Raw genomic sequence first — 16,440 nt, 5'->3', positions numbered from 1 at the left:
GTACCATGACCATCAAGCTGCAAAAGCCTGACATCACAGAGCTGAAGCCGCGCATCACCGTATTCGGCGTCGGCGGCGGCGGCGGCAACGCCGTCAACAACATGATCACCGCCGGTCTCCAGGGCGTCGACTTCGTCGTCGCCAACACGGACGCCCAGGCGCTGACGATGACGAAGGCCGAACGGGTCATCCAGCTCGGCGCCAACGTCACCGAAGGCCTCGGCGCCGGTTCGCAGCCGGAAGTCGGCCGTGCGGCCGCCGAAGAGTGCATCGACGAGATCATTGATCACCTGAACGGCACGCATATGTGCTTCGTCACCGCCGGCATGGGCGGCGGCACCGGAACGGGCGCTGCGCCCGTCGTCGCACAGGCCGCCCGCAACAAGGGCATCCTGACGGTCGGCGTCGTCACCAAGCCGTTCCATTTCGAAGGCGGCCGCCGTATGCGTCTGGCCGAGATGGGCATCCAGGAACTGCAGAAGTCTGTCGATACGCTGATCGTCATTCCGAACCAGAACCTCTTCCGCATTGCCAACGACAAGACGACCTTCGCCGACGCCTTCGCGATGGCCGACCAGGTTCTCTATTCGGGCGTTGCCTGCATCACCGACCTGATGGTGAAGGAAGGTCTCATCAACCTCGACTTCGCCGACGTCCGCTCGGTCATGCGCGAAATGGGCCGTGCGATGATGGGCACCGGCGAAGCCTCCGGCTCCGGCCGCGCGCTGCAGGCCGCCGAGGCTGCAATCGCCAACCCGCTGCTCGACGAGACGTCCATGAAGGGTGCCCAGGGCCTGTTGATCTCCATCACCGGCGGTCGCGACCTCACCCTCTTCGAAGTAGACGAAGCCGCGACCCGCATCCGCGAGGAAGTCGATCCCGACGCCAACATCATTCTCGGCGCCACCTTCGACGAATCGCTTGAAGGCATCATCCGCGTCTCGGTCGTCGCGACCGGCATCGACCGGGCGGTGAGCGAAGCCGCCGAGCGCAATTTCCAGCCGGCCGCAAAGCCTGCTATCCGTCCTTCCGCGGCTGTTGCTCCGGCAGCGGCCGCAGTTCAGCCTGCCCCCGTGATGCAGGCACCGAAGGCCGTGGATCCGATCGCGCAGACCATCCGCGCAGCCGAGATGGAACGCGAGCTCGAAATCCCGGCCCCGCGTGCCGCCGCACCGCTCCAGCAGCCGGTGGTACAGCAGGAAACCTTCCGTCCGCAGAGCAAGATCTTCGCGCCTGCACCGGAAGCTCCGGTCATGCGTCCCCAGGTGCAGCAGCAAGCTCCGGCGCCCGTGATGAGCCAGCCGGTGGTGAGCCAGCCCGTCCAGCAGCAGCCGGTCCGGCAGGAGCCGATCATTCGCCAGGCGCCTGAGCCGATGCGCATGCCGAAGGTTGAGGATTTCCCGCCTGTCGTTCAGGCCGAACTCGACCACCGCACGCAGCCGGCTTCCGCCCATGCCGCGGAAGAGCGCGGTCCGATGGGCCTGCTGAAGCGAATCACCAATTCGCTCGGCCGCCGCGAAGACGATGCCGTTGCCGCCGACATGACGGCAGCACCGCCGGCCGCTTCGCAGCAGCGCCGTCCGCTGTCGCCGGAGGCAAGCCTCTACGCACCGCGTCGCGGCAACCTCGACGACCAGGGCCGCGCGGTTCCGCAGGCCCGGATGATGCAGGAAGACGACCAGCTGGAAATCCCGGCATTCCTGCGTCGCCAGTCGAATTGAGGGGCTGCTTCAGCACCATTCATGCCCGGGATCGAGGTCCCGGGCATTGCTGTTTTTCGGCCTGTGATTCGCGAGCGATTTCAATCGCCTGACTTCGTAACAAAGCGAAAGAAACAGTGATTTGGATTGGAGCGCCGGCGCACGTAAGTATGGTGCAAGAAAAATGCCGTAGGAGTCCTCTGGACAAAGCTCCTTCTGCAGAAGGAATGATAACCGCGCCGTGGCACCAACCGCTGGAGCGGAAAAATAAAGGCAGATTTTATGGCTATTGGCTTACTGGGTTTTCAGACGACGGTATCGCGTCCCGTGACGCTTTCGGGCATCGGGGTGCATTCCGGCGCTGATGTTTCGATCACCCTGAACCCGGCCGAATCGGGCACCGGCGTCGTTTTCCAGCGCCTGCATGACAATGGCGACATCACCGAACTCAAGGCCGTCTCCTCGCAGGTCGGCAATACCGATCTCTGCACCGTGCTCGGCTTCTCGCCGGCTCATTCGATCGCGACGATCGAGCATGTCATGGCCGCCATCTATGCGCTCGGCCTCGACAATGTGGTGATCGAAGTGCAGGGCTCCGAAATGCCGATCATGGACGGCAGCTCGCTGCCCTTCGTCGAGGCGATCGAGCAGGTTGGCCTCGTCTCGCTCGGCGTCAAGCGCCGTTATATCCGTATCACCAAGCCTGTGCGCATCGAACACGGCGGCTCCTGGAGCGAATTCCGTCCCTATGACGGTACGCGCTTCGAAGTCGAAATCGATTTCGATTGCCCGCTGATCGGCCGGCAGAAGTGGGCCGGCGACATGACGGCCGCCGTCTTCAAGGCCGAGCTTTCCCGCGCCCGCACCTTCGGCTTCATGCGCGATGTCGAGCGGCTCTGGGCTTCGGGCCACGCGCTCGGCTCCTCGCTTGAAAATTCCGTCGTCATTTCGGACGACAATACCGTCATCAACGTCGAAGGGCTGCGTTACGCCAAGGACGAATTCGTCCGCCACAAGACGCTCGATGCCGTCGGCGATCTGTCGCTCGCCGGCGCCCAGTTCATCGGCTGCTACCGTTCCTATCGCGGCGGTCACAAGATGAATGCCAATGCGCTGAAGGCGCTGCTCGCCGATCCCTCCGCCTACGAGGTGGTGGAGACGTCGACGCCGCGCCAGCGCGTCGCTGCCCGCGAACTGATTGCGGTCAGCGCTTCCGAATTCGCTCCCTGGTCGGCATGACCTCCAGCATATTCTCAAGACCAGGCCGCCTCTTTCCCGGAGGCGGTTTTTTTATGTCGGTGCGAGGCTGCGGCGATAGGTGTTTTATCGCAGTTGCTTAGCTGCCACAGCGTGGAGAGAAGAGGAAAAGCCGGTCATTCTGGCGGCTGCTGCCACAAAAATGCGTTAATGCCTTATCATTGCGTTGCTCTCGATGCACATTTGTGGCTAGAAACGCCAGCGAGGCGTGGCTGCCGTGGAGCGAGCGGCGGCAGTGGGGTTCTTTCGAATGGGTTATGCAGGATCTGAAGGTATGATGAAGACAGCGCGCGCTTTGTTCGCATCGCTTCTGGTGCTCAGCGCAGGCGCCGCGATCTCGGGCTGCCAGTCGGACCCCGATATCGACATCACCAAACTCGGCCTCGAAACCGATCCGCCTGACGTGCTCTACACCCAGGGCCTTGCCAACATGAAGGCCGGCAATATGGCGGAAGCGGCGCGCAAGTTCGACGCGATCGACCGCGAGAACCCGTTCTCCGAATGGGCGCGCAAGGCGCTCGTGATGAGCACCTTCGTCAAATATCGGCAGGGCCGCCTGGACGATGCGCTTGCATCGGGCAACCGCTACATGTCGCAATATCCGAAGTCCCAGGATGCTGCCTATGTGCAGTATCTCATCGGTCTCACCTATTCCAAGCAGATCGTCGACGTGACGCAGGACCAGCGCGCCTCGGCAAAGACGATCGAGGCGATGCAGGCCGTCATCGACAATTATCCGAACTCCGAATATGTCGACGATGCACAGGCGAAGATCCGCTTTGCGCGCGATCAGCTCGCCGGCAAGGAAATGCAGATCGGCCGCTACTACATGGAGCGGAAGGAATATCTCGCTGCGATCTCGCGCTTCCGTATCGTTGTCGAGAAATATCCGAACACGAACCAGATCGAAGAGGCCTTGGCGCGTCTCGTCGAGGCTTATTACGCGATGGGCATCGTCGACGAGGCACAAACGGCCGCTGCCGTTCTCGGTCACAATTATCCCGACAGCCAGTGGTACGCCGATTCCTATAAGCTGCTGCAGACCGGTGGCGCCGAGCCGCGGGAAAACAAGGGCTCTTGGATCGCTGCGGCAGGCAAGAAACTCCTGCTCGGTTCATAAGTCCAATGCTGATCCAGCTTTCGATCCGCGATATCGTCCTGATCGAGCGGCTGGATCTTGCCTTCGAGACCGGTCTTTCCGTGCTGACGGGCGAGACCGGGGCGGGAAAATCCATCCTGCTCGACAGTCTTTCGCTGGCGCTCGGCGGGCGCGGCGATGGTGGCCTCGTGCGCCACGGCGAGGACAAGGGGCAGGTGACGGCGGTGTTCGACGTCGGCATGGATCATGGCGCCCGCGTGCTGCTGCGTGAAAACGGCATTGACGACGAAGGCGACCTGATCTTCCGCCGCCAGCAATCGGCGGATGGGCGCACCAAGGCCTATGTCAACGACCAGCCGGTCAGTGTGCAGCTGATGCGCCAGGTCGGCCAGATGCTGGTCGAAATCCACGGTCAGCATGACGACCGCGCCCTTGTCGACACCAATGCCCACCGCACGCTGCTCGACGCCTTCGCCGGCCTTGCCGACGAAGTCTCGGAGGTTTCCCGCCTGTACCGCCTGTGGCGCGACAGCGAGCGGACGCTGAAAAAACATCGCGAGAAGGTGGAAGGTGCGGCGCGCGAAGCCGATTACCTCCGCGCCTCCGTCGAAGAGTTGGAGAAGCTCTCGCCGCAGGATGGCGAGGAAGACGAGCTCGCGGACCGCCGCCAGAAAATGATGAAGGCCGAGCGAATCGCCGGCGATATCGCCGAAGCGTCCGAGTTCCTGAACGGCAATGCGTCGCCGGTGCCGCATATCGCCTCGCTGGTGCGCCGGCTGGAGCGCAAGAGCCATGAGGCGCCGGGCCTGCTCGAAGACACGGTGACACTGCTTGATGCCGCGCTCGACCAGCTTTCCAACGCGCAGATGGAAGTCGAGGCGGCACTGCGCAAGACCGAATACGATCCGAGGGAGCTGGAGCGGGTGGAGGAGCGGCTTTTTGCGCTGAGGGCCGCCTCGCGCAAATATTCCGTGCCCGTCACCGAATTGCCGGCGCTTGCCGTCCGCATGATCGCCGATCTCGCCGATCTCGATGCGGGCGAGGAGCGGCTTGCGCGGCTTGAAGCCGAGGTCGGCCTGGCCCGGGAAAATTACGATGCGGCGGCGCGCGCGCTCTCCGACAAGCGTCATCACGCCGGCACCGCACTGGCTGCGGCCGTCATGGCCGAGCTGCCGGCGCTGAAGCTCGAGCGGGCCTGCTTCATGGTTGAGATCACCACGGATGCACACGAGGCGCTGGCCGAGGGCATCGATGTGGTCGAATTCCATGTCCAGACCAATCCGGGCACGCGGCCGGGCTCGATCATGAAGGTCGCCTCCGGCGGCGAACTGTCGCGTTTCCTGCTGGCGCTGAAGGTGGCGCTCGCCGATCGCGGCTCGGCCCCGACGCTCGTCTTCGACGAAATCGATACCGGTGTCGGCGGCGCCGTGGCCGATGCGATCGGCCAGCGGCTGAAGCGGCTGTCGGAGCGGGTGCAGGTGCTGTCGGTCACGCATGCGCCGCAGGTCGCCGCACGGGCGGCGACGCATCTGTTGATTTCCAAGGGACCGGCGGCCGAGGGATCGGAAAAGATCGCGACACGCGTGGCGACGATGGCGCACAAGGATCGCACCGAAGAGATCGCCCGCATGCTGGCCGGCGCTTCGGTGACCGAAGAGGCGAGGGCGGCGGCGAAGCGGCTGCTGGCCGGCAACGGGTGATTTCCAGCACCGTCGGCGGTGACGAGCGTCTCGCTTCGCGCTATCCGTGACATTCCGATCAGCGGCGATCCGTTGCCAATGTCAGCGATTGGGAATAGGCTGGGTAGGATTTTGTTATGCGCCTGCATGATGCTTCGGCCTACCTGCACAATTCGCCGGCATGAAATTGGGCGCGACGCTTACCCCGATCTCCCTCATTCCTGTGCTCGTCACAGGAATCCAGCCACGGCGCGTCTGCGCCGTGAATGACGTCGAATGAAGAGTCTCCCGTGCCCAAGGACTTGGGCACGCTGGATCCCTGTGACATCCCTCGGGCAAAGCCCGAGGAAGGGGATGAGGGCCGAGAGATGAGCGCTCGTATGTACGTCCGGCATCCGGCTACGTATTGCGAGCGATTGGGAACAGGATGGGTAGGCCAATCTTCCCGATGAGACATACACGGCCTCTCTTTTCATCCGGCGATTTTGCTCTAAAAACAATGCAGATTTCTGGCCAGATTCCCTGGAGTGATATTCCATGTCCACCGAAGGTTCCGCCGTCGACACGTTGACGATCGAAGAGGTTGCCGCCGAGCTTGAGCGGCTGGCAAAGGAGATCGCGCATCACGATGCGCTCTACCACGGCAAGGACCGGCCGGAGATTTCGGATGCGGATTACGACGCGCTGAAGCGCCGCAACGATGCGCTGGAAGCACGGTTTCCCGAGCTGATCCGCGACGACAGTCCGTCGCGGCGTGTCGGTGCAGCACCCTCCATCACCTTTTCGCCCGTCGTCCATGCACGGCCGATGCTGTCGCTCGATAACACGTTTTCGCAGGAAGACGTGCAGGATTTCGTCGCCAGCGTCTATCGCTTCCTCGGCCGCCTGCCGGACCAGTCGATCGCCTTTACCGCCGAGCCGAAAATCGACGGCCTCTCGATGTCGATCCGCTACGAGAACGGCCGGCTGACGACGGCTGCGACGCGTGGCGACGGCACGACGGGGGAAAACGTCACCGCCAATATCCGCACCATTGCCGAGATTCCGAACCAACTGCCGAAGGGTGTGCCCGCGGTTGTCGAGATCCGCGGCGAGGTCTATATGGCCAAGAGCGACTTCCTGGCGCTGAACCGGCAGATGGAGGCGGAAGGCAAGCAGACCTATGTCAATCCGCGCAATACGGCCGCCGGATCGCTGCGCCAGCTCGACGCCAAGGTGACGGCGAGCCGCAAGCTGAAATTCTTCGCCTATGCCTGGGGCGAGATGTCCGACATGCCGGCTGATACACAGTTCGGCATGGTGCAGACATTCAAGGATTGGGGGTTTCCGGTCAATCCGCTGATGAAGCGGCTGAATTCGGTCGCCGATATCCTGGCGCATTACGACGAGATCGGCCTCGAGCGTCCGGATCTCGATTACGACATCGACGGCGTCGTCTACAAGGTCGACAGTCTTGAGTTGCAGCAGCGCCTCGGCTTCCGTTCACGCAGTCCGCGCTGGGCGACGGCGCACAAATTTCCGGCCGAGCAGGCCTTTACCGAGGTCGAGAAGATCGAAATCCAGGTCGGCCGTACCGGGGCGCTGACGCCGGTGGCGCGGTTGAAGCCGGTCACCGTCGGCGGCGTCGTCGTCACCAATGCGACGCTGCATAACGAGGACTACATCAAGGGCATCGGCAATAGCGGCGAGCGCATTCGGCCTGATGATCACGATATCCGCGAAGGCGATACCGTCATCGTCCAGCGCGCCGGCGACGTCATTCCGCAGATCCTCGACGTGGTAATGGAAAAACGTGCAGCCGACGCCGGCTCTTACGAGTTTCCGAAGACCTGCCCGGTCTGCGGCTCGCATGCGGTCCGCGAGGTCAACGAGAAGACCGGCAAAATGGATTCGGTGCGCCGCTGCACCGGCGGCTTCATCTGCCGGGCGCAAGCGACCGAGCATCTGAAGCACTTCGTCTCGCGCAATGCCTTCGATATCGAAGGGTTGGGTTCGAAACAGATCGACTTTTTCTTCGAAAACGAGGATCCGTCGCTGCAGATCCGCACCGCGCCCGAGATCTTCACGCTGGAGAAGCGCCAGCAGCAATCGCTGACCAAGCTGGAGAATATCGATGGCTTTGGCAAGGTCAGCGTCGGCAAGCTCTATGCGGCGATCAACGAACGCCGCAGCATTGCGCTCCACCGCTTCATCTACGCGCTCGGCATCCGTCATGTCGGTGAAACGACGGCCAAGCTGCTGGCACGCTCCTACGGCACCTATGAGGCCTTTGCGACTGTCATGAAGGAGGCCGCACCGCTCTCCGGTGACGCCTGGAACGATCTCAACGCCATCGAGGGCATCGGCGAGGTCGTGGCCCGCGCCATGGTCGAATTCTACAAGGAACCGCGCAATATCGAGGTGATCGGCCGCCTGCTCGGCGAGGTGACGCCGGAGGAGGCCGAACAGCCGGTGACGGCAGGCAGTCCGGTCGCCGGCAAGACCGTGGTCTTCACCGGCTCACTGGAAAAATTCACCCGCGACGAGGCGAAGGCGAGGGCCGAAAGCCTCGGCGCCAAGGTGGCGGGATCGGTCTCCAAGAAGACCGACATCGTCGTCGCTGGCCCCGGCGCCGGCTCCAAGCTCGACAAGGCGCGCGAGTTCGGCGTGCAGACGATGGACGAGGACGAGTGGCTGGCGCTGATTGGCGGGTGACTGATGCTTGATTTGTTCCCGTATTGGGAATATGTTTCTCCATGCAGGTGATCGCCAAGTCGACATTGCGCGCGTTTTGGCAGTTGCACCCGCAAGCTAAAGCGCCCCTCGGTGTCTGGCACGCTGTTGTCAGCAAAGCGGAATGGGCGGGACCGGCGGATATCAAAAGGATGTTCGGTGCCAACGTGGATTTTGTCGGCGACAACAGGGTGATTTTCGATATCGGCGGAAACAAGTACCGCCTCATCGTGCACGTTGCCTATGCCTACCGGCGTGTATTGATCAAGTTTGTTGGTACGCATGCCGAATATGACAGAATTGATCCGGAGACTGTGTAATGGACATAAGGCCGATCAGGAGCGATGGCGATCTGGAATGGGCGCTTGGCGAAGTCGCTCCATATTTCGACAATCCGCCGTTGCGAGGCTCGGCGGATGCGGACAGGTTCGACGTGCTTTCCGATCTCATTGAAGCCTATGAAAACCGGCATTTCCCCACGGTCGAACTGGAACCGGTGGATTTTCTGTATGTCTTCATGGAAATGGCCGGCCGCAGCCAGGCTGATCTCGGCGAGATTCTGGGTTCGCGCTCCCGCGCTTCGGAAATCCTGCATCGCAAGCGTGCCTTGACTGTCGACATGATTTTCAAACTCAACGAGGCATGGGGCGTGCCCGCCGAATGCCTCGTCAAACCTTATCGCCTGGCGGTTGCTTAGGCTCTTAGCCGCCCCATGCTATAGGCATCGACATACTCGCCGGCGCGGTAGCCGAATGAGCGCAGAAGCCCTTCCTTCTCGAAGCCGAACTTCTCGTAGAGCCAGATCGCGGCCTCGTTGTCGGTGTAGACGGTCAATTCCAGCCGTTTGACGTCGAGCCAGTCATCGGCGGCGTCGACCATGGCGCCGAGCAGGATGCGCCCGAAGCCGCGGCCGGTGAAGTCGTCATGCACGCCCATGCCGATGCTGGCGACGTGCTGCCGGCGGCCGGAGAGGCGGTTGAGGCCGCAATTGCCGACGATCTTGCCATTCAGGGTGACGACGAGGCTGAGCGCGCCCGGCGCGGGGTTCTCCATGTGCTTGCGGACTTCCTCGATACGCTGGTACGGCGGCCGCAGGGTGCCGGCCCGGTAGCCCGGCAAATTGATGAGATCGGTGATCTCTTCGGCATCGGAAAGACGGACGGCGCGCACGACGACGTCGTCCGGCAGGCGCGCTCGGCCGCGGGGTTCATTCTCTTCGTTTTCAGACATGGGACGCTCTCCTTGGGTTTTGAGGAGGAGAGCCGGATTTCGAAAACCCTGCTCGCCTCGGCAGGGTTCTCGGGATGATCGAACGGCTAGTGACGCACCATCGCTCCCGCGTACCCTGGAAGGGTCGTGGCGATATGATGCATGGTTGATGTCACAGAGTTGATCATGCACAAAAGTTTCCCCATTTGCGTGCGGATGTCAACAGGCTGCGAATTTGCCTTCGCCAACGGCTATGATTATTCCGGTAGGGCAGACGATTCGGATTTTACCCTTGAAGACCATTGCCATCGATTTCGAGACAGCCAATGAACAGCGTGGCAGCGCCTGTTCCGTCGGGCTTGCCTGGATCGAGGAGGGCAGGGTGACGCGCGTCGAGGAACGGCTGATCCGCCCGCGGGAGATGCGCTTTTCCGGGATGAACATTGCGATCCACGGCATCCGGCCGGAGCATGTCGAGGATGCGCCGGAATTTCCCGAGGTGATGGACGAGTTCCACGAAGATATCAGCGGCGCGACGATGATTGCACATAATGCCGCCTTCGATTTCAGCGTCTGGCGGGCGAGCCTCGATCATTATCGGCAATCTTATCCGGAACTGACCTATCTCTGCAGTCTGAAGATGGCGCAGCGGATCTGGCCGCATTTCCTGTCGCACCGGCTGAACCTGATTGCCGAGCATCTCGGTCTGCGCTTCGTACACCATAATGCCGCCGAAGATGCCGCTGTCTGCGCGGCCGCAGCGATCGAGATGGCCAAGGCGGTGAAGGCCAACGCCGTTCACGCCATACCGGCGCTGATCGGTATGAAGCCCGGACGGTTGACGGCGCGGGCCTACGAGCCCTGCACCTGCCGGAAAGGCTGATCGCTTCCCCCGGGGCACCATTTCTTGCAAAGCATGGGCGCATGCTTATCTAGAATGCGGATCATCCAGGGAGCCGCCATGTCCAAACTCAACACGCTTTTTCTCACTGCCTTTTCCTTCGCCGCCCTTTCCGCCGGCACCGTTTCGGCCGAAGTCGTCGGCAAGGTCGGGGTCGACTGGATCGGCAATGACATCATCGTCGAGGCGGTCTCCGATCCCGAGGTCAAGGGCGTCACCTGCCATGTTACCTATTTCGACCGCAGCCTGATCGATCGGTTCAAGAACGGTAACTGGTTCGAAGATCCCTCCAACAATTCCATCGCCTGCCGGCAGACGGGGCCGATCGAGATCGGCAATATCGACCTATCCAAAGATGGCAGCGAAGTGTTCCGGCAAGGCATGTCGCTGATCTGGAAGACGCTTGTTGTGAACCGCATCTACGACAAGACCAACGACACGCTGATTTACCTCGCCCATTCGCGCGAGTTGACCGATGGTTCGGCGAAGATGTCGATCTCGACCATTCCGCTCTATGGGCAGAACGTGACGTGGAAGAATGGGAAGCCGTGAGGGTGGCGAAGTTCCGACTTCTCTATCGAGGCTGAAGACCCCGCCCCAAACCCCTCCCCACAAGGGGGAGGGGCTTAAACTGCCGCACCCCCTTTCCATATCTGCGCCGTTTCGAGAAGGAACGAGGCGGAGCCCCAGGTGAGTCCCTCCCCCTTGTGGGGAGGGGTTGGGGAGGGGTTTTCCTAAGGCTGAGCCAGATCCGTTCACGCACCATAGCAAAACAAAAAAGGCCCGGACGAACCGGGCCTCTGAATTCTATGTCCAGATAGGATCAAGCCGCCTGATTCAGCTCGTCGGCGATGACAGTGTCGAGGTTCAGGAAGCAGACCATGGTCTTCTCCAGTGCGACGATGCCGCGGCAGAAGGCGCGCTGGGCTTCCGGGATGATTTCCGGCGGCGGCTGCAGGTCTTCGCTCTTGATGGTCATCATGTCGGAAACCTGTTCGACCAAGAGGCCGACCAGCTTACCGGCGATGTCGGTGACGATGATCGCCGAGCGCTCGGAGGGCTCGGTCATTTTCATGCCGAGGCGGCAGGCCATGTCGATGACCGGGATAACCGCGCCGCGCAGGTTGATGAGGCCCAGCACGTAGGGCGGGGTGTGCGGCATCGGCGTCACCGGCGCCCAGCCGCGGATTTCGCGGATGGCCATGATGTCGATGCAGAATTCCTGATCGCCCAGATGGAACGAAACGATTTCGAGATAAGCACCCGACTGCTTGATGGCATTGTTGTTGTTCATGATCAGAATTCTTCCCAGTTGTCCCCAGTGGGAGCGGCGATGCGGAACCGCCGTTAAATATAGATGTGACCGCTTAAGTCTTTCCTAACGATATGTGTTTGCGGATTGTCCGGCGCTCTGAAGGCAAACTATTCAAACACATGGCATTTTCGATCCGTGCCAATTTCGGCGAGCGAATTTCCCGCTGCAGATGGCAACTGCCGATGAGACAATTAATCACGGGTCAGAAAACATATTGTTGAATTGCGCGCGTCCGGTCGGGGCTATAATCACGCGGGGCAAGGGTGGGCGGAAAATATCCGCCGGGATCGAGGATCATGCCAATGAAGAAATTCCGCATCGCCGTCTGGGTCGGTGTCCTGATACTTGCCGGCGTTCTCGGCGCGGTTCGGTTCTATCCCACGATGTCCGGCGACGTCGTGGCGGAACCGCCCTTCGGCGTACCCTTCACCCTGGTTTCCCAGAGCGGGCAGCCGATCACCGAAGAGGCGCTGCGCGGCAAGCCGACGGCGCTGTTTTTCGGCTTCACCCATTGCCCGGAAGTCTGCCCGACGACGCTTTTCGAGTTGAACGGCTGGATGGAGAAGGTCGATCCCAAGGGTGACAAGCTGCAGGCCTATTTCGTGACCGTCGATCCAGAGCGTGACACGCCCGAGATCATGAACGAATATGTCTCCAATGTTTCCAAGCGCATCACCGGCATTTCGGGTCCGCCCGACAAGATCGCCGAGGTGATCAAGGGGTTCCGCGTCTACGCCAAGAAAGTGCCGGTCGACGAGAAGGATCCGAACGGCGACTATACGATGGATCACACCGCTTCGGTCTTCCTGCTCGATTCGGCCGGCCGGTTTTCCGGAACGATCGCCTATGGCGAAAACCCGGACACGGCGGTAAAGAAGCTGGAGAATCTCGTCAACAAGGGATGACGGCTTGCGCATGACAGGGCGTCGGCTCGATCGGTGGCGGGCAACGGCAACGGGAAAGACCGCCTATCGTGAGTGAAATCCGCCTTTACGTGACGACGACCGAAAGCAAGGCCGAAGAGATCCTCGACCTTCTGAGCGAAGTCTTCGGCGAAGAAGACTTTGCCATCGGCACCACCGAAATTGATGAGAAGAAAGATATTTGGGAAGCCTCGATCTATATGATGACCGAGGACGAGGCCGATGTGCGCTCCCGCGTCGAGGCAGCTCTCAAGGGCGCCTTTCCCGATGCCCGGCTGCAGCGGGAAGTCATCCCCGATGTCGACTGGGTGGTGAAATCGCTGGAGGGACTGAAGCCCGTCAGGGCCGGGCGCTTTCTGGTGCACGGCTCGCATGACCGTGACAAGGTCCGCCCCGGCGATATCGCCATCGAGATCGATGCCGGCCAGGCTTTCGGTACCGGCCATCACGGCACGACGGCAGGCTGCCTGGAGGTGATCGACGCCGTGGTGCGCTCCCGCCCGGTCCGCAACGCGCTCGATCTCGGCACCGGCAGCGGCGTGCTGGCGATCGCGGTGCGCAAGCTCAAGAACATTCCGGTCCTTGCCACCGACATTGATCCGGTCGCAACGCGGGTGGCGGCCGAGAACGTGCGCCGCAACGGCATCGCCTCCGGCATCGTCGCCCGGACCGCGCCGGGCTTTCATTCGACGGCTTTTTCCGAGCACGGCCCCTTCGATCTCATCATCGCCAATATTCTCGCCCGGCCGCTGATCAAGATGGCGCCGCAGCTTGCGACGCATCTGGCGCCCGGCGGTTCGGTCATTCTTTCAGGGATTCTGGCCGCGCAGCGCTGGAAGGTAATTGCCGCCTATAGCGGGGCGCGGCTTCGCCATGTCAGGACGATCTGGCGCAATGGCTGGGTGACGATTCACTTCGATCGGCTTTGATTTTCTGAGTTGTCGGCGAGGGGATGTCTGCAGGATGCGTTTGGTTTGGGGCAAGGCATTTCCCACCCTCATTCCTGTGCCTGTCACAGGAATCCAGCCACCGCGCGTCTGCGCGGTGAATGACTCCGTGACCCTGAAGAGAGTTTCCCGCGCCCAAGGACTTGGACGCACTGGATCCCTGTGACGAGCACAGCGATGAGGGTGGGGAGATGTCTGCGCACCTATAGAAACGAAGCCGCTCCTTACGCCGCCCTGAAGACAAGAAAGCCCTCACCAGCCCAATAAAAAAGGCGGCGCCGATGGCACCGCCTTGGACCGGTCTATCCGGTCAATGCTCGCGAGCTCAAGGGGAGGAGGGCTCGAGCGAGCTCTACTGCGTTCCAATAGGCCGGTCCGGGAGGGAGGAGACGGACGGGCTTTCAGACTTAGAACGCGTAGCTGGGGGCGCCCTTGTGGCGTGCGGCGCGCTGGCCGGCGCCGAGCAGCTTGAGGCTGTCCTCATTCTGCGGGCGGCGGGCGCCGATCACGTGACGTACGGTCTGGCGTTCGCCAGCCTGCACCGGGCTGCCATATGCGAAGCGCGAGAGAGAGGCGGTCATTTCAAAAAATCCTTTGTTGCCGGTTCATCGCGAACCGTTCGATGACGCTTATATAGCTATTCTGAAATGCGGAGGCAGAGGGTTTCGCTCATGGGAGCCATGCGGCCAATGCATAAAGCGTGCCAAATTAACTTTTGGCGTCACAGTTCTGTCAAAATGTTGAGTGGCCAAGGGGTTTCGACTCGTTTCGTCGCTTTTTCTCCCCATCGGTTGAAATTTCGATAACATGGCTGGCATCCCCTTAACCGGATTCGTCTCAACCATTCGGGTTTTCCAGCATGTTCCAGTCTTTCGAGGTCACTTCCACGCCGCATTTCGGCAGGGATCGCGTATCGGCGCTGCGCGCTGCTTTCGATTCGCTCGGCATCGACGCCTTCCTTGTGCCGCGCGCCGATGAGTTCAATGGCGAATATGTTCCGGCATGTTCGGAACGCCTGGCATGGCTGACGGGCTTCACGGGTTCAGCCGGCATTGCGCTGATCCTGCGCACGCAGGCAATCGTCTTCGTCGACGGGCGTTATGTGACGCAGCTTGCCGAACAGGTCGACGGTTCGGTCTTTACGGGCGGCGATCTCGTCAATGAGCCGCCGCATCTCTGGCTGGGCGCCAACGGCGCCAAGGGCCTGCGACTCGGCATCGATCCCTGGCTGCATGCCGGTGCCGAGGTGCGTCGTCTGGAAGGGGCGCTTTCGCAGATCGGCGGGGCGCTGGTCTTCCTGCCGCATAACCCGCTCGACAGGCTCTGGAGCGACCGGCCGGCCGAGCCGCTCGGCGCCGTCAGCATCCAGAACGTCGCCCAGGCAGGCGTGCTGGCAAGCGACAAGATCGCGACGATCGCAGCCGATCTTTCGAAGAAGAACCTTTCTGCAGTGCTGATCGCCGATCCTTCCTCGGTCGCCTGGACTTTCAATATCCGTGGCGCCGATGTGCCTCACACGCCACATCCCTTGGCGCGCGCCATCATCCATGCCGACGGGCGGGCTGAGCTTTTCCTCGACAAGCGCAAGACTGGCATCGCGCCCGAAGCCTATCTCGGGCAGATCTCGACGCAGCTGCCGCCCTCGGCGCTGGAAGAGAGGCTTTCCGCCGTTTCCAGGGACGGCGGCCGCATATTGATCGATCCCGATATCGCCTCCTACGCGCTGGCTGAGATCATCCGCAAGGCCGGCGGCGAGGTGGTGGAAGGCGCCGACCCCGCCAAGCTGCCGCGCGCGGTGAAAAACGACGTCGAGATCAACGGCTCGGCGGCCGCGCACCTGCAGGACGGGGCGGCGATGGTGGAATTCCTCTATTGGCTATCACAAACGAAGCCCGGCACGGTGAACGAAATCGCCGCCGCCGAATATCTCGAAGCGACGCGGGCTCGCGTCGGCGAGAGCATGCAGAACCCGCTGAAGGATCTTTCCTTCGACACGATTTCGGGCGCCGGCGAACATGCGGCGATCATGCATTACCGGGTGACGACCGAGACCAACCGGATGATCGAGGCGGGCGAACTCTTCCTGATCGATTCCGGCGCGCAATATATCAACGGCACGACCGACATCACCCGCACCGTCGGCATTGGTACGGTCTCGGAAGAGCATCGGCGCTTCTTCACGCTGGTGCTGAAGGGGATGATCCAGATCAGTACGGCGCGTTTCCCGAAGGGTACGCGCGGCTGCGACCTCGATCCGCTGGCGCGCATCGCTCTGTGGCGGGCCGGCGCCGATTTCGCTCATGGTACGGGCCATGGCGTCGGCTCTTATCTCTCGGTGCATGAGGGGCCACAGCGCATTTCCAGGCTTTCGACGCACGAACTGCTGCCCGGCATGATCCTTTCCAACGAGCCGGGTTATTATCGGCCCGGCAGCTTCGGCATCCGCATCGAGAACCTGGTCTATGTGCGCGGCGCCGAGGAGATCGATGGCGGCGATGCGCCTATGCTCGGCTTCGAAACGCTGACCTTCTGCCCGATCGACCGCAGTCTCGTCATTCCTGAGCTTCTGACCCACGACGAGTTGCACTGGTTCAACGACTATCACCGCCGCACATGCGAGGCGCTGATGCCGCTGATCCACGATCGCGATATCAGGGCATGGCTCGAAAACGCCACGCTGCCGCTGGAGTATTAGGAG

At 61.7% G+C, this 16,440-nt stretch carries 15 protein-coding genes; 12 read left to right on the top strand and 3 right to left on the bottom strand.

Annotated elements, in window-relative coordinates; all coding sequences use genetic code 11:
* Positions 1–5: 5 nt before the first annotated feature.
* The 7 genes from ftsZ to CO666_RS03050 all read left to right on the top strand — a co-directional run bounded on the left by ftsZ (position 6) and on the right by CO666_RS03050 (position 9,144).
* Positions 6–1,721 (top strand): cell division protein FtsZ, encoded by a 1,716-nt coding sequence (gene ftsZ / locus CO666_RS03085; protein ID WP_097610686.1) that lies wholly within the window; start codon positions 6–8, stop codon positions 1,719–1,721.
* 261 nt (positions 1,722–1,982) lie between these two features.
* Positions 1,983–2,939, top strand: a complete 957-nt coding sequence (gene lpxC / locus CO666_RS03080) for a UDP-3-O-acyl-N-acetylglucosamine deacetylase (RefSeq protein WP_097610685.1) — start codon at positions 1,983–1,985, stop codon at positions 2,937–2,939.
* Between the two features lie 268 nt (positions 2,940–3,207).
* Positions 3,208–4,077, top strand: a complete 870-nt coding sequence (locus CO666_RS03075; protein ID WP_174824440.1) for an outer membrane protein assembly factor BamD — start codon at positions 3,208–3,210, stop codon at positions 4,075–4,077.
* A 5-nt stretch (positions 4,078–4,082) separates the two neighbouring features.
* Positions 4,083–5,756, top strand: a complete 1,674-nt coding sequence (gene recN, locus CO666_RS03070) for a DNA repair protein RecN (RefSeq protein ID WP_097610684.1) — start codon at positions 4,083–4,085, stop codon at positions 5,754–5,756.
* Between the two features lie 516 nt (positions 5,757–6,272).
* Positions 6,273–8,429 (top strand): NAD-dependent DNA ligase LigA, encoded by a 2,157-nt coding sequence (gene ligA, locus CO666_RS03060; RefSeq protein ID WP_097610683.1) that lies wholly within the window; start codon positions 6,273–6,275, stop codon positions 8,427–8,429.
* 41 nt (positions 8,430–8,470) lie between these two features.
* On the top strand, positions 8,471–8,767 hold the full coding sequence (locus tag CO666_RS03055) for a type II toxin-antitoxin system HigB family toxin (RefSeq protein WP_097610682.1): 297 nt from the start codon (positions 8,471–8,473) through the stop codon (positions 8,765–8,767).
* A complete protein-coding gene (locus tag CO666_RS03050) occupies positions 8,767–9,144 on the top strand; it encodes a helix-turn-helix domain-containing protein (protein WP_097610681.1) in 378 nt (125 codons plus the stop codon). Before CO666_RS03055 ends, CO666_RS03050 begins: the two co-directional genes overlap by 1 nt.
* Here the strand turns inward: CO666_RS03050 and CO666_RS03045 are convergent.
* On the bottom strand, positions 9,141–9,677 hold the full coding sequence (locus tag CO666_RS03045) for a GNAT family N-acetyltransferase (protein WP_097610680.1): 537 nt from the start codon (positions 9,675–9,677) through the stop codon (positions 9,141–9,143). The genes CO666_RS03050 and CO666_RS03045 overlap by 4 nt on opposite strands.
* A gap of 271 nt (positions 9,678–9,948) precedes the next feature.
* Here CO666_RS03045 and CO666_RS03040 point away from each other — a divergent pair, with 271 nt between their 5' ends.
* Positions 9,949–10,539, top strand: a complete 591-nt coding sequence (locus CO666_RS03040; protein ID WP_085737781.1) for a 3'-5' exonuclease — start codon at positions 9,949–9,951, stop codon at positions 10,537–10,539.
* A 78-nt stretch (positions 10,540–10,617) separates the two neighbouring features.
* Entirely contained in the window at positions 10,618–11,109 is a 492-nt protein-coding gene (locus CO666_RS03035; RefSeq protein ID WP_097611017.1) for a CreA family protein, read from the top strand.
* Between the two features lie 271 nt (positions 11,110–11,380).
* On the opposite strand, the gene CO666_RS03030 is transcribed toward CO666_RS03035, so the two are convergent.
* The gene (locus tag CO666_RS03030; protein ID WP_085737779.1) at positions 11,381–11,851 is read right to left on the bottom strand and encodes a chemotaxis protein CheW; all 471 of its coding nucleotides are present in this window, start codon (positions 11,849–11,851) and stop codon (positions 11,381–11,383) included.
* Between the two features lie 323 nt (positions 11,852–12,174).
* On the opposite strand from CO666_RS03030, the gene CO666_RS03025 reads away from it, so the two are divergent.
* Complete coding sequence (locus CO666_RS03025; protein WP_097610679.1) at positions 12,175–12,777, top strand: SCO family protein; 603 nt, start codon at positions 12,175–12,177, stop codon at positions 12,775–12,777.
* 68 nt (positions 12,778–12,845) lie between these two features.
* Complete coding sequence (locus CO666_RS03020; protein ID WP_097610678.1) at positions 12,846–13,724, top strand: 50S ribosomal protein L11 methyltransferase; 879 nt, start codon at positions 12,846–12,848, stop codon at positions 13,722–13,724.
* A 425-nt stretch (positions 13,725–14,149) separates the two neighbouring features.
* Here CO666_RS03020 and CO666_RS34005 read toward each other — a convergent pair whose 3' ends face one another.
* The gene (locus CO666_RS34005; RefSeq protein ID WP_010068771.1) at positions 14,150–14,323 is read right to left on the bottom strand and encodes a hypothetical protein; all 174 of its coding nucleotides are present in this window, start codon (positions 14,321–14,323) and stop codon (positions 14,150–14,152) included.
* A gap of 278 nt (positions 14,324–14,601) precedes the next feature.
* Here CO666_RS34005 and CO666_RS03015 point away from each other — a divergent pair, with 278 nt between their 5' ends.
* Entirely contained in the window at positions 14,602–16,437 is a 1,836-nt protein-coding gene (locus CO666_RS03015; RefSeq protein ID WP_097610677.1) for an aminopeptidase P family protein, read from the top strand.
* Positions 16,438–16,440 lie beyond the last annotated feature (3 nt).

Source organism: Rhizobium chutanense (assembly GCF_002531935.1).
In the GTDB taxonomy this organism is placed as follows: Bacteria; Pseudomonadota; Alphaproteobacteria; order Rhizobiales; family Rhizobiaceae; genus Rhizobium; species Rhizobium chutanense.
The sequence above is the reverse complement of the archived record's forward strand: the minus strand, read 5'-3'. Positions and strand labels throughout refer to the sequence as shown.

Coding starts and splice junctions, on each gene's coding strand:
- CO666_RS03035 (WP_097611017.1), top strand. CDS start 10,618: ATGTCCAAACTCAACACGCTTTTTCTCACTGCCTTTTCCTTCGCCGCC.
- CO666_RS03055 (WP_097610682.1), top strand. CDS start 8,471: ATGCAGGTGATCGCCAAGTCGACATTGCGCGCGTTTTGGCAGTTGCAC.
- lpxC (WP_097610685.1), top strand. CDS start 1,983: ATGGCTATTGGCTTACTGGGTTTTCAGACGACGGTATCGCGTCCCGTG.
- CO666_RS03050 (WP_097610681.1), top strand. CDS start 8,767: ATGGACATAAGGCCGATCAGGAGCGATGGCGATCTGGAATGGGCGCTT.
- CO666_RS03045 (WP_097610680.1), bottom strand. CDS start 9,677: ATGTCTGAAAACGAAGAGAATGAACCCCGCGGCCGAGCGCGCCTGCCG.
- CO666_RS03015 (WP_097610677.1), top strand. CDS start 14,602: ATGTTCCAGTCTTTCGAGGTCACTTCCACGCCGCATTTCGGCAGGGAT.
- CO666_RS03030 (WP_085737779.1), bottom strand. CDS start 11,851: ATGAACAACAACAATGCCATCAAGCAGTCGGGTGCTTATCTCGAAATC.
- ftsZ (WP_097610686.1), top strand. CDS start 6: ATGACCATCAAGCTGCAAAAGCCTGACATCACAGAGCTGAAGCCGCGC.
- CO666_RS34005 (WP_010068771.1), bottom strand. CDS start 14,323: ATGACCGCCTCTCTCTCGCGCTTCGCATATGGCAGCCCGGTGCAGGCT.
- recN (WP_097610684.1), top strand. CDS start 4,083: ATGCTGATCCAGCTTTCGATCCGCGATATCGTCCTGATCGAGCGGCTG.
- CO666_RS03025 (WP_097610679.1), top strand. CDS start 12,175: ATGAAGAAATTCCGCATCGCCGTCTGGGTCGGTGTCCTGATACTTGCC.
- ligA (WP_097610683.1), top strand. CDS start 6,273: ATGTCCACCGAAGGTTCCGCCGTCGACACGTTGACGATCGAAGAGGTT.
- CO666_RS03075 (WP_174824440.1), top strand. CDS start 3,208: ATGGGTTATGCAGGATCTGAAGGTATGATGAAGACAGCGCGCGCTTTG.